The 13,611-nt window shown below is 51.4% G+C and carries 11 protein-coding genes; 9 read left to right on the top strand and 2 right to left on the bottom strand.

Translation table 11 applies throughout. The annotated features are described in order from the left end of the window. Positions 1-21: 21 nt before the first annotated feature. From HMPREF3052_RS02620 to aroG, 5 genes are all read left to right on the top strand, one after another. The gene (locus HMPREF3052_RS02620) at positions 22-717 is read left to right on the top strand and encodes a M48 family metallopeptidase (RefSeq protein ID WP_070748323.1); all 696 of its coding nucleotides are present in this window, start codon (positions 22-24) and stop codon (positions 715-717) included. A 172-nt stretch (positions 718-889) separates the two neighbouring features. Next, positions 890-1,261, top strand: coding sequence for a hypothetical protein (locus tag HMPREF3052_RS02615; RefSeq protein ID WP_003683787.1), 372 nt, complete (start codon positions 890-892; stop codon positions 1,259-1,261). A 156-nt stretch (positions 1,262-1,417) separates the two neighbouring features. Further along, a complete protein-coding gene (locus tag HMPREF3052_RS02610) occupies positions 1,418-2,893 on the top strand; it encodes a surface lipoprotein assembly modifier (RefSeq protein WP_070748321.1) in 1,476 nt (491 codons plus the stop codon). Between the two features lie 291 nt (positions 2,894-3,184). Then, positions 3,185-4,681, top strand: coding sequence for a subtype B tannase (locus HMPREF3052_RS02605; RefSeq protein ID WP_210399501.1), 1,497 nt, complete (start codon positions 3,185-3,187; stop codon positions 4,679-4,681). Between the two features lie 292 nt (positions 4,682-4,973). Further along, positions 4,974-6,017, top strand: coding sequence for a 3-deoxy-7-phosphoheptulonate synthase AroG (aroG, locus tag HMPREF3052_RS02600; protein WP_070748317.1), 1,044 nt, complete (start codon positions 4,974-4,976; stop codon positions 6,015-6,017). A gap of 187 nt (positions 6,018-6,204) precedes the next feature. Here the strand turns inward: aroG and HMPREF3052_RS02595 are convergent, their stop codons facing one another. Together HMPREF3052_RS02595 and wrbA are read right to left on the bottom strand one after the other, a co-directional pair. After that, positions 6,205-8,388 (bottom strand): TonB-dependent siderophore receptor, encoded by a 2,184-nt coding sequence (locus HMPREF3052_RS02595; RefSeq protein ID WP_070748315.1) that lies wholly within the window; start codon positions 8,386-8,388, stop codon positions 6,205-6,207. Positions 8,389-8,599: 211 nt separating this feature from the next. Next, positions 8,600-9,205, bottom strand: coding sequence for an NAD(P)H:quinone oxidoreductase (gene wrbA, locus HMPREF3052_RS02590; RefSeq protein WP_070748313.1), 606 nt, complete (start codon positions 9,203-9,205; stop codon positions 8,600-8,602). 99 nt (positions 9,206-9,304) lie between these two features. Here wrbA and HMPREF3052_RS02585 point away from each other — a divergent pair, with 99 nt between their 5' ends. The 4 genes from HMPREF3052_RS02585 to HMPREF3052_RS02565 form a co-directional block, all read left to right on the top strand. After that, positions 9,305-10,507 carry a YihY family inner membrane protein gene (locus tag HMPREF3052_RS02585; RefSeq protein WP_070748311.1) on the top strand — a complete coding sequence of 401 codons (1,203 nt, stop codon included), beginning with the start codon at positions 9,305-9,307 and terminating at the stop codon, positions 10,505-10,507. Between the two features lie 99 nt (positions 10,508-10,606). After that, the gene (locus HMPREF3052_RS02580; protein ID WP_070748309.1) at positions 10,607-12,388 is read left to right on the top strand and encodes an extracellular solute-binding protein; all 1,782 of its coding nucleotides are present in this window, start codon (positions 10,607-10,609) and stop codon (positions 12,386-12,388) included. A 414-nt stretch (positions 12,389-12,802) separates the two neighbouring features. Further along, positions 12,803-13,081: an ArsR/SmtB family transcription factor gene (locus HMPREF3052_RS02575; RefSeq protein ID WP_070748307.1), complete on the top strand. Its 279-nt coding sequence runs from the start codon at positions 12,803-12,805 to the stop codon at positions 13,079-13,081. Between the two features lie 167 nt (positions 13,082-13,248). Then, positions 13,249-13,611: exodeoxyribonuclease III (locus HMPREF3052_RS02565; RefSeq protein ID WP_210399500.1), on the top strand; the 363-nt coding region annotated here is incomplete at its 3' end.

Genomic DNA, 13,611 nt, shown 5'->3' with positions numbered 1-13,611 from the left:
CGCCCTTTTCACTCAAACACCATGCCCCGCCTCCATACCCACACCCTTTCAGACGGCCTCACCATTCATATCCAGCTCAAACGCAGCGCCAAGAAAAACCTCATCTTGCGCCCCGTTTCCGCCGATACCGTCAGCATCAATATCCCTCCGTTTGTTACCCAGCACACCTTTACCCAATGGCTGAACGACAACGAAGCCATCCTGCGCCGTACCCTAAACAAAACACCGGCCCGACAAACACCTACCGACTCGCTTCCCGAATGGATTTGGTATCAAGGCGTTCAGACGGCCTTGTCCGTCCACACAGCAAACCACATCCAAATCAGGCCGTCTGAAATCCTGTTGCCCGAAAAAGAAAACGCCGCCCAACTCACCCATTTGCGCCGTTTCCTACACGAGCGTGCGCACGAGTATCTGCTGCCGCGCCTCGAAGGCCATATCCGAACCACCCGCCTGACCCCGAGTGCCATTTCCCTTTCCAACGCCAAAACCTTCTGGGGCGTTTGCCGCCACACCACCGGTATCCGCCTCAACTGGCGGCTCATCGGTGCGCCCGAATATGTCGCCGACTACGTCTGCCTGCACGAACTCGCCCACCTGCGCCATCCCGACCACAGCCCTGCATTTTGGGCTCTGACCCACTCGCTCACGCCGCATGTTGACCAAGCCGAACAATGGCTGAAGGCGCACGGCAGCGAATTGTTCCCCCTCGGCTAAGTCTTATCTGACAGCATTTTTCTGCAAGCAAACACCAGCCCAAAGCAAAGAACCAACGCCCTCCAAACAAATCATGTAGCCGCGCGTAAAATCAGGTTTATCCGCTTGCCGCCCCTCATACCTGCCGATAAGATGATGTCGTTCTCAAAACCCTTTTCAGAAAGGAAAACCGATGACCAAAGCAAAATCGTTACTGGCCACCGGCATTTTGGCTCTTTTCTCCGCCACGGCATTCGCCTCCCCGCTGCCTTCCGAAATCTACCGTCCGGATGGCGCGCACACCATAAAAGCCGATCATCAAGGCAACGGCGAATTTGAATACGAAGCCGAACTTTCCGGCCAACGCAATTCCATTCCTTCCTTGGCCAAAAAAGTGATCGCCCACGCGCGCAGCAAAGGTTTCCATGTGGTTGAGTCTGAAATCAAACACGACGATGCCGATCTGAAATTCAAACGCGGCAAACAAGAGCTGGATGTTTCCATCGAAGACAAAGGCCAAGGCCGTATCGAATACAAAGCCGATTTGGACTTGGACCAAAACTAAATCCGACTCGCAAATAAAGGCCGTCTGAAATCCCATCGGGTTTCAGATGGTCTTTTGTCGTCTTTATCAGATATAATGGCACTCGGTTTGTAAAATTTCCGACTCAAAACATTGTACAATCTGTCCACTTATACCGATAACATCCCAAACATTGCCATGAAAAAACGTCTGCTCCTCCTCGCCATCCTTCCCCTTTCCCTTCACGCCGCCGATGTGCCGCCTGACGTAAAACCCGAGCTTCAAGTCAACACTGCCGAACCCCAACAACCTGAAACGCACAACATTCCTGCCGAGCAGACAAATAGGCCGTCTGAAAAAATCATCAACGTCGATGCCGATACCCTGCTTGCCAACACCGAATTACTGGCACGCGCCATGTATTCCGCCGTCGTCGCCCACAACATCCCCGGCATCAAAGCCGTTTTGCCCATTTACGAACAATGGCCAGAACACGACCGCGCCATGGCACGCTATGCCAAAGGTTTGCTTGCCCAATCCGAAGGACGCGCCGCCGAAGCCATCGGCCATTACCGCCGCTTTATCGCCGAGCAACCCAATGCCTCCGCCGTCCGCTGGCAGCTTGCGACCGCCTTGTTTGAAGACAAACAAAACGAAGCCGCGGCCGACCAGTTCGACAAACTGCAAACCGAGTCCCTTCCGCCCGCCTTGCAAGAGCGCATCGAAACCTACCGCAAAGCCCTGCGCGAACGCGACTCATGGCAATTCAACGCCGGCTTGAACATCACGCGCGAACAAAACATCAACCAAGCCCCCGGCCAACGCCGTCTGGGCAACCACCTAAGTGATGAACAATGCCGCGCCGTGCGCCTTGCCTATCCTGACGACGACTGCTTCCGAGGCTGGACATTCCCCGAACCCATCGATGCCACCGCCATCCATTACCAAATCGGTGCAGAAAAAAAATGGTCGCTGCCACGCGGCTTCTATGCCACGGCAGGCGCAGACCATTACGGCAAAATCTATCCCAAACACACCAACTACAACGACCTCACCACACGCTTTTCGGCAGGCATCGGCTATGCCGACCAACGCAACGATATCGGCATTACCCCGTTCCACGAACGCCGCTTCTACGGCAACGACCCCTACACCTACACCAACGGCGTACGCCTCCACTACAACCATTGGTGGCAACCCAAGTTGCAGACCCTCAGCGCATTTGAAGCAGGCCGTCTGAAAAACGGCCGCCGCGAGCATTCCAACAACACCAGCCAACTGCTCAGCAACTCCATCGTGTACTACCGCAACGCGCGCCAATACTGGGTAGCCGGTATCGACCTCTACCGCGAACGCAACCGCGACGACAAAAGCGACAGCTTCAACCGCTACGCCCTGCGCACCATATGGGGACAAGAATGGCCCAAAGGCCTCTCCACCGTCCTACGCCTCAGCGCCGCCCAACGCCATTACCAAGCCCCCAGCTTCTTCAGCAACGAACAAAACCGCCGCGACAAAGAAGCTTCCGCCTCCCTGAGCGTATGGCACCGCGCCCTCCATTTCAAAGGCATCACCCCGCGCCTGACCATTGCCCACAACAAAACATGGAGCAACGACAAGTTCTACGAATACGGCAAAACCAAAATGTTTGTCGAATTGAGCAAAACGTTTTGACAAGTAGAACCAATCTGTGAAGAAAGCAAAAATGTCTGTCCTGCATACTGATTTACAAGACAGATTCAAACTTTTACAGATACCGAATCAATAGATTTTTTAAGGCATAATATCTTATTAAATTCATATTTATCAAATAGATAAAATCCAAGCCAATATTACTTTACAACGTAACGTACAACACCGCATAACGTTACAAAAAAATCAGGCCGTCTGAAACCCGACTTAGCGTTTCAGACGGCCTTAGTATTTGTTATCATATCCGTTCACACCTCTTCAAAAAGTATGATGATGAATGCCCTGAACAAAACCCTCTTATCCGTTTCTGTCGCACTGGGATTGAGCGCCTGCGCTTCCGTCAAAACCGCAGACACCTACGACCTAGACTTCTCCAAACAAAAATACACCGAACAAAGCATCGAAGTGAACGGTCAAGCCGTCAAATTCCGCGCTTACGAAGGCGTGGTGTACGTCCGCAATCCTGTCGATACCCGTTACGAAATCATCAATATTTATGTACCCGAAGCCTATTACAACGGCGGCGAGATAGACGGTTTCAACGCCGAAACCGCACCGATTTTCCTGCCCAACCAAATCGGCGGCTATATGCCGGCCGAACCCGGTAAACCCGCTTTAGAAGGCAAACGCGGCGAGCCTGAAGACGGCCAAAAATCGCCCAACGCCGCCCTGGTTGCCCTCTCCAAAGGCTACGTCGTCGCCTCCCCTGGCGCACGCGGCCGGACAGAACCTACCGGCAAAGCACCTGCCGCAATTGTCGATTTGAAAGCCGCCGTCCGCTACCTGAAAGCCAACGACAAAGCCATGCCCGGCGATGCCGAAAAAATCATTTCCAACGGCACAAGCGCGGGCGGCGCGATGTCCGCCCTCTTAGGCGCGACAGCCGACCAAAAAGATTACGAAAAATATCTGAAAGCATTGGGTGCGGCAGACGGCAGCGACAAAGTTTTCGCCGTATCCGCCTACTGCCCGATTACCGATTTGGACCATGCCGACATGGCTTACGAATGGCAGTTCAACGGCGTTAACGACTACAAAAAAATGAACATTTCCATGCTCGACTACCGCGTCAAACGCGAGCTGGTTGCCGGTACGCTGACCGATGACGAGAAAAAACTATCCGACCTCCTCAAACCCTTATACCCAGTATACCTCAACAGCCTGAACCTAAAATCCCCCGAAGGCAAACCCCTGACACTGGACGCCCAAGGCAACGGCAGCTTTAAAAACCATATTGCCGGTTTACTTGCCAAATCCGCACAAGCCCAGCTTGATGCAGGCAAATACCTGAGCGACCGCACTTGGCTGACCATCCGCAAAGGCAAAGTCGTCTCCGTCGATTTCGATGCCTACGCCAAAGCCGCCGGACGGCAAAAAACACCGCCCGCCTTTGACGGCGTGGATTTGAGCGCGGGCGAAAACCAGCTCTTCGGCAACAATACCGTCGACAAACGCCACTTCACCGCGTTCTCCATGCAACACAATACCGCCGCCAACGCCGAAATCGCGGACGAAGAAACCGTCAAAATCATGAACCCGCTTAACTACATCGGCAAACCGGGCGCGAACCTGCCACAAAACTGGCGCATCCGCGTCGGCACTAATGACCGCGACACCTCGTTGGCAGTCTCCGCCATATTAGCCGCCAAGCTGCAAAACAACGGCTACACCGTCGATTACGCCCTGCCTTGGGATGTCGGACACGGCGGCGATTATGACTTGGACGAACTGTTTGCCTGGATGAAACAGGTCAGCAATTCTGCAAAATAATTGTTCGCAACATAGATTGAGATGAGATTTTGTATCCCGTTTTAATTAAAGAAAGGCCGTCTGAACTTTTTCAGACGGCCTGTATTTTGATGAAAACTCAAAGCCCTTTATTATATAAATGAATTTTTTAATAGCATTAAATATTAATTTTTATAAATAAACTAATTTTAAATTCCATAAAATAATTAAAATAAAGAAATTTTAGAATAAAATTGCTAAAACAAAAAACTAAGCCTTGTTTAATTCCGCTAAAACCTGTAACCTGTATCAAAAATAAACAAGAGAGTCCATCATGTCCCAACACCACCCTACCGACGATATTAAGATTAAAGAAGTCAAAGAGTTACTCCCTCCAATCGCACATTTGTATGAGCTGCCTGTTACGCCTCAGGTTGCCAATTTGGTTTATAAAACACGTCATGAAATTGCGGATTTGGTTCATGGCCGCGACAACCGTTTGCTGGTCATCATCGGCCCATGTTCGATTCACGATACTAAGGCGGCGGTTGAATATGCGCAAAAATTACTGCCCTTGCGCAAAAAATATGAGAAAGAGCTGCTGATTGTAATGCGCGTGTATTTTGAAAAACCGCGTACAACCGTTGGCTGGAAAGGCTTGATTAACGATCCGCACTTGGACGGTACGTTTGACATCAACTACGGCCTGCGCCAAGCGCGTCAGTTGTTGCTGACTTTGAACGAAATGGGCATGCCTGCTTCGACTGAATTCTTGGACATGATTACGCCGCAATACTACGCCGACCTGATTTCTTGGGGCGCGATTGGTGCGCGTACGACTGAAAGCCAGGTACACCGCGAATTGGCCAGCGGCCTCTCCTGCCCTGTCGGTTTTAAAAACGGTACGGACGGCAATCTGAAAATCGCCATCGACGCCATCGGTGCCGCCAATCATCCGCACCACTTCTTGTCTGTCACCAAAGCCGGTCATTCCGCGATTGTCCACACCAGCGGCAACCCTGACTGCCATGCGATTTTGCGTGGCGGTAAAGAGCCTAATTACAGCGCGGAACACGTTAAAGACGCGGTTGCGCAGCTTCAAAAAGCCGGTGTGAGCAGCAAACTAATGGTGGACTGCAGCCATGCCAACAGCCGTAAAGATTTCCGCAAACAAATGGATGTAGCACGCGATGTTGCGGCGCAACTGAAAGCCGGTGAAGAAAACATCATGGGCGTGATGGTGGAAAGCCACTTGGTTGAAGGTCGCCAAGACAAGCCTGAAGTTTACGGTCAAAGTATTACGGATGCCTGCATCGGTTGGGATACGACTGAAGAATTGCTGACTCTGCTTGCCGAAGCGAAAGGTTACCAAGCGTAAGTGCGAAACCATTAAAAAGACTGGATATGTTTCGGTCTTTTTTGTGTCTGTCATTTGATTTCTTTGCTCAAGATACCGAGCAAGTTTTAGTCAGGTTTGACATCAAAACAATATGAGAAAAAATTCAGGCCGTCTGAAAACCCGATAATTTAGGTTTTCAGACGACCTGTCCTACTTTTCTTTTCAATTAGAACGTATGTTTAACCGTTGCAGTCACACTACGCGGCGTGCCGTAAACGTGAATATCCGGCATGGGGCGGTAGCGTTTGTTGAACACGTTTTCAAAGTCCAAACCGATGCGGGTGGATTTGCCGATTTTGTAATGCGCAGTCAAATCCAGCGTAGCGTAGGCGCGTTGGGTTAGCGCTTCTTTACCGGCAACGGTGAAAGGCTGGTATTCATCATAGGCGTTTGTGCCGCTTTGCCAGTTGACGTTTGCACCCAAGTTTAGGCGGTCGGTAACGTCATACGCAGTAAAGAGTTTGAAAAGGTGGGCAGGATAAGAAGGGTTGACCACATTGCCCGAATCATTTTTGAGTTTGGAGTACGCATAGGAAGCATTAAGCAGCCATTTGTCGCTCAGGCGTCCGCCAACAGACAGTTCCACGCCTTTGGTCGTCGTGCGGTCAATAGATTCATAGTAAACCTGTTGATTTTTACGATCATAAATTTCTTTAGACAAATGGTCGCGTTTATTGATAAACGCCGCCGCAGAAGCGTTCAAACGGCCTTCAAACCACGAAGCTTTTAAGCCGAGTTCATATGTTTTGCCACGTTGTGGTTCGAGCGGTTTGCCGTTTCGGTCCAAATTGCGCACTTGCGGGCGGAATATGGTGGTATAGGAGGTGTAGGCTGTCAGATTGTCATTTAAATCATAACTTGCGCCCAAATAGGGGATAAATACCTTGTTTTTATGCCTGCTGTCGGCAAAATTGTTGCGATTGGAACTGTAGCGGTATTGCCAATCGACAAACCGTCCGCCGCCTATCAACGCCAGCCTGTCGGTCAGTTTGAAACGGGTCGAACCGTAAACAGAGAGGTTTTTCATATGGGCAAAGCCGTCGCGAAGGTAAGGTATGGCCGGTTTTGTGAAATTTCCGTCAAAAAGGCGCAAATCAGGGACAATCCCATCTTTATTTCTCTTGTAATATGAAGGAGTTTCCTTATTGTACTGATAGCTGATGCCGGCATTGAATTCATGTTTGCGTCCCAAAAGCGGGTAATCGCCGTCCAAACTCAGAGAAAAATCTTGGTCGGTGTACTTGGCTTGATCGCGCTCGGCAACGAATTGAGCGGAATAGTCCGGATTAATTACAAAAGGACCAGCCATACCGGCAACCGCATCACTTTTCCCGTAAGTATGGCTGTAGTTGCCGTTCAGAGTCCAACCGTTTTCAAACGCATGATTGACAGAGGTAAAGATTTCCGCACTGTTTTCTTTACCGTAAGCCCATTTTGCAGAGGAATTGCTGCGCGGTGAGGCTGCAAACGGTTCGAAAGGTTGATTGTTTTCAGGGTCTCCCGCTACGGTCAGATAGCTGAAAGGAGAGCTGCCGGTATTGCGGAAACGGTGTATTTCCGTACCGAGGCGCCAGTGGGTTTGCGGCGTGATATCGTAAGACAAAGTACCGTAGAAAGTGTGATTGTGGCGCGAAGTGTTCGGCAGGTAATCGCCACCGTGGTCGCTGACCAAAATAGCGCGGCTGCGCAAGGTATTGTCTGCATTCAAAGGCTGATTGGCATCAAGGACGAAGCGGTAGTGGTTCCACGAACCGACACCGGCTTCCACGCTGATGGCTGGCTTGGCAGTCGGTTTTTTACGTTCCAAAGCAACCGTACCGCCCGGCTCGCCCATACCGCCGTTGGACAAACCGCTTGCACCGCGCACGACGACGACTTGGTCATACAATGCGCTGTCCAGATTGTTGGTGCCGCGACGGATGGCTTTACCGTCGTAAAGGAATTTAGGCGCGCCATCCACGGAAATGCTGTCAACGGCCTGACTGCGTGAAATAAACTCGCTGTGGCCGGATACGTTGTTGCCCATTTTGCTGTGGAACACGCCCGGTGTTTGTTTCAATACGTCCTGCAGGCTGTCCAAGCCTTGGTCGTCGATTTGTTTTGCCGTTACGACAGACAGGGACTGCGGCGTTTCGCGCTGGGTCAGGCGGATGCCTGTCGCGGCGGAGGAAGCGGGAATGGTGTAGTTGGAAGTAGTCTGTTTTCCGACACCTTGGACGGTAACTGTCGGTAAATCAACACGTTCTTGCGGCTGGGTATTTTCTACTTCGGTCGCAAAAGAATACGCCGAACACAGCGCCAGACTGACGGCAAAGCTTAATTTGCCATAGGGAAATACAGGTAGTGACATAGCCTCTCCAATTAGCTTATATTTACAATTTGGTCGCAGATTCTATCAAAAAGATGTAGTCCTATAAAACTATGTTCTAATCACTATTTCCTAAGTAGTTCGTTTAATTAAAAATATTTATTTTCAATCTAGTACCAATTAACTAAAAAGGCCGTCTGAAACCCATATCATCAGGTTTTCAGACGGCCTTAATCTTTTTATTACAAGGTAATCAATCTGCCAATTTTCGTGCCAATTCTGCCAAACGTTTACCTTGCGCGAAGGCAATATCGTTTTCTTCGGCAGTCAATGCCGGCTTGCTGTCGTGGCCGGAAACATGGCTTGCGCCGTAAGGCGTGCCGCCGCTTTGGGTATTGCTGAGCGCGGACTCGGTATAGGGAATGCCGCTGATGACCATGCCGTGGTGCAACAGGGGCAGCATCATGGTCAGCAGGGTGCTTTCTTGGCCGCCATGCAGCGAAGATGTACTGGTGAATACGGTGGCAGGTTTGCCGACGAGTTCTGCACCGAGCCAAAGGGGAATGGTGCCATCGATAAAATATTTCATCGCGGCGGCCATATTGCCGAAACGTGTCGGGCTGCCGAGCGCGAGGCCGGCGCAATTTTTGAGGTCGTCGGCAGTCGTGTATGGCGCGCCTTCGTCGGGAATGGCTTTTTCAACGGCTTCGCAAACGGTGGAAACTTTGGGAACGGTACGCAACACGGCTTCGCATCCCTCCACGCTTTCGATACCGCGTGCGATTTGGCGGGCAAGGTTGCGCGTACTGCCGTTTTGGGAATAAAAGAGGACGAGGATTTTCAGGGGATTTGGGTTCATTTGGGGTTTCCGTTACAATGTTGTCAGGTTTCAGACGGCCTTTTAAATACTCAGGCCGTCTGAAAAGAAAAAATTTCAATTTGGAAGTGGGAAAAGGTTATGCCGTTTTCGCAATGGTGGCAAGGTTTTTTAAAGAGTAAAGGCGTGGCGTTCGCTTGGTTTGTCGTGCGCCGTTTTGATGAGGAGCGCGTGCCGCAGGTGGCGGCAAGCATGACGTTTACAACACTTTTGGCTTTGGTGCCCGTGTTGACGGTGATGGTCGTCATCGCTTCGGCCTTCCCCGTTTTCGACCAATGGTCGGGGGAATTTATCTCTTTTATCAACCGCACCATCGTTCCGCAGGGCGCGGAAATGGTGTTTGACTACATCAATGCGTTCCGCGATAAGGCCACCAATCTGACGGCGATCGGCAGTGTGATGTTGGTCGTCACCTCGCTGATGCTGATTCGGACAATAGACAATGCGTTCAACCGGATTTGGCGCGTCAATTCGCAACGGCCTTGGATGATGCAGTTTTTGGTGTATTGGGCGTTGCTGACGTTTGGGCCTTTGTCTTTGGGCGTGGGCCTGTCAGTCATAATCTGTCAGGTGCAAGTAGTGGGTGGCTCGGAATGGCTGAGGGTCATAACCGCGGTTTCATTTATTACGGTACTGCTGTGGGGCTTATACCGCTTTGTGCCCAACCGTTTCGTGCCTGCCAGCCATGCTTTGGTCGGCGCGGCCGTAACGGCGTTTTGCTTGGAAACGGCACGCTTTTTGTTCGCTTGGTACATGGGCAACTTTGACGGCTACAAATCAATTTACGGCGCATTTGCCGCGGTACCGTTTTTCCTGTTGTGGCTCAACCTGTTGTGGACGCTGGTATTGGGCGGCGCGGTTTTGACCTCGTCCCTGTCCTATTGGCGCGGCGAAGCGTTCCGCCGCAGTCTGGATGCGCGCGGACGCTTTGACGATGTATTGAAAATCCTGCTGCTGCTCGATTCTGCCCAACAAAACGGTAAGGCATTGCCGGTGCAGGAGTTCAGACGGCATATCAATATGGGCTTCGACGAATTGGGCGAGCTTTTAGAAAAACTGGCACGACACGGCTATGTCTATTCCGGCCGTCAGGGCTGGGTCTTGAAAATGGGGGCGGAGTCCATCGACTTGGCGGAGCTGTTCAAACTCTTTGTCTACCGTCCGCAAACGCTTAATAAAGACAAGGTCAATCAAACGGTTGACCACATCATGCAGCCCTGCTTGGAAACCTTGAACATGACGCTTGCCGAGTTCGGCGCCCATACAAAAAAACAATCCTCTTAAACCTGACGCCGTCTGAAACCAAAAATATCAAGTTTCAGACGGCCTTTGCTATAATCGGCACACTACTGAATATTACATTCGACCTACAAGGATAAATAGATGAAAACACCAGCCCTACTCTCGCTGCTCGGTCTGATTCCATCTGCCGCCTTTGCCGCCCACGGCGTAGGCCTTGGCCAACCACCCAAATATACGGCCAACTTCACCGCTTTCGAATACGTCAATCCCAACGCTCCCAAAGGTGGTACATTTACCACGCCTTTCCTCGGTGCTTTTGACACACTCAACCCCTTTACCCTCAAAGGCAACCACGAATACGGCATCAGTATGCTGACGCTCGATACCCTGACCGAGCAAAGCATGGACGAACCTTACGCCGTTTACGGCCTGATTGCCGAAGACATCGCCCTGGCGCCAGACGGCCTTTCCGTTACCTTCAAAATCAACCCCAAAGCCAAATTCCACAACGGCGACCCCGTTTTGGCCAAAGACGTTGCCGCTTCATTTAACATCCTGACCAAAGACAAAGCCGCCGCCCCCATGTACCACTTCTACTGGAGCGACGTGGCCAAAGTGGAAACGCCCAACGATCGCACCGTCGTGTTCCGCTTCAAACAGCGCAACTCAGAATTGCACATGATTCTCGGCAGCCTGCCCGTCTTCTCGCATAAAAGCTACCCCAAAGGCCTGGCAGCCGCCCCCAACAGCCTGCCCATAGGTTCCGGCCCCTACCGTTTTGCCAAAGCCGAAAACGGACACATCAGCGAGTTTGTCCGCGACAAAAACTACTGGGCGCAAAATCTGCCCGTGCGCAAAGGCCGCTACAACTACGACCACATCCGCATCAAATACGTCAAAGACGAAGTTGTCCGCATCGAAGGACTGAAAGGCGGCCAATATGACTTCGTACAAGAAAACGTCGCCCGCAACTGGGCGCGCGCCTACTCCGACGAAGTCCTCAAAAAACGCAATCTGTCCAAACACGAATGGCTGCAAAACAGCACCGCCGGCATGCAAGGCTTCGTCATCAATATGCGCCACAAGCCCTTGGACAATATTTACGTCCGCCGCGCCTTGATTGAAAGCTTCGACTACGAAAGCGTCAACAGCCGCATCTTCTACGGCGCATACCGCCGCACCGACAGCTTCTTCACCAACAGCACCATGGCCGCAACCGGCAAGCCCGACCGTGCAGAAACCGCATTGCTCAAATCATTGGGCACCAAGCTGCCCGACGGCGTATTGGATCAAGACGTCCCTATGCCGCCGGTTACCGACCCCAAACTGGGCGTGCGCCCGAACCTGCTCAAAGCACGCGCCCTGCTTGAAAAAGGCGGCTATCAATACAAAAACGGCAAAGCAGTCGACAAACAAGGCAAACCGCTGACTTTTGAATTCCTCGCCCCAAGCAAAAACTACGAGCGTATTACCGCCAAATGGCAGCGCGACCTCGCCAAAATCGGCATTACCATGAACGTGCGTACCGCCGATTCCGCCGTGTACCAAAAACGCATGAACGACTTCGATTTTGACGTGACCACCGGCTACTACGGCAACAGCGAAAGCCCCGGCAACGAGCAATACGACTACTTCAGCTGCGCCGCCGCCAAAACCGAAGGCAGCCGCAACCTATCCGGCGTCTGTCATCCAGCGGTCGAAAAACTGCTGACCCATTTCAACAGCTTTTCCAACCGCCAAGAGCTGCAAACCACCTCGCGCGCGCTCGACCGGCTGATCCGCCACCAATACACCATCGTTCCAAACTGGTTCGCCGACCGCTACCGCGTCGTGTACCGTAACGATGTGGGCATTCCGTCCAAGCTGCCGAAATACTACGACCCCATTACCTTCGCCATGACCGCAGGCTGGAAGAAAAAGTAGTCGCATTTCGACAACACGTCCAAGCGTCTGACAAGCCCTTGGCGTGTAGCACTCAGCATAGAATCATAAAATCTTATTGTTTGTTTAAAAACAATCAATCGGTTGATTCCAAACAAACATAGAAAAAAAAACAACTTAAAGCCAAATCAAAGGCCGTCTGAAACATCCGTCAGCAAAATCATCTGCAACGGAACATTTCAGATGGCCTTTTCGTTCCTTTTCAATCCATTTTCGCAACCAAAGCAAAATATCGAAAATGAACAAAAAATTGCAAAACAATGCCCTCAAATTTTACAAAACCGTGTACACTTCAAGGTAAGAGTTTGAATTATAAGGTTAATCTTAATAAAAACTACAATCATCCAAATTTAACCCAAATCAAGCATTCATATAACAGACAAAAGGAACAATAATATGGAAATCAAGCGTCTCTCTACCATTCTCAAACTGATTGCCAACCCCGAACGCATGGCCATCCTTTTTCTGCTGCTTGACGGCGACCGCAGCATTACCGAACTGGCACGAGCGCTCGACTCCTCCCCGACCGGCATCGCCAACCACCTCGCACGCCTGCGCACCGAAGGCATCATCGATTTCACACGCTACCACCGCATCATCGAATACCGCATCATCTCCGAAGAAGCCACCACCATCCTCAATACCCTGCGCACGCTCAAAGACCAAGCCGAATAAACAAATAATTCCATATCACAACAACAAGGCCGTCTGAAACATCAGCTTTCAGACGGCCTGCCCCTTTCAGCCCATATCGAAAAATAAACCAATCCGCTATACAATACCGCCCATGCCCATAGGCGCAATCCGCCGCCTTCCCACCCAACAGCACACACGGAAACATCATGAAAATCGCCACTTGGAACGTCAATTCCCTCAACGTCCGCCTGCCCCAAGTACAAAACTGGCTGGCCGACCACCAAGCCGACATACTCGCCTTACAAGAACTCAAACTCGACCAAGACAAATTTCCGGCAGCCGCCCTGCAAATGATGGGCTGGCACTGCGTCTGGAGCGGCCAAAAAACCTACAACGGCGTCGCCATCATCAGCCGCCACGAGCCGCAAGACGTACATTGCGGCCTGCCCGCCCTCCCCGACGACCCGCAACGCCGCGTCATCGCCGCCACCATCAACGGCGTGCGCGTCATCAACGTCTATTGCGTCAACGGCGAAGCCCTGGACAGCCCAAAATTCCAATACAAAGAA

Origin of the sequence: Neisseria sp. HMSC056A03, from assembly GCF_001815685.1 — a bacterium.
In the GTDB taxonomy this organism is placed as follows: Bacteria; Pseudomonadota; Gammaproteobacteria; order Burkholderiales; family Neisseriaceae; genus Neisseria; species Neisseria subflava.
This window is presented reverse-complemented; position numbering and strand designations above follow the sequence as displayed.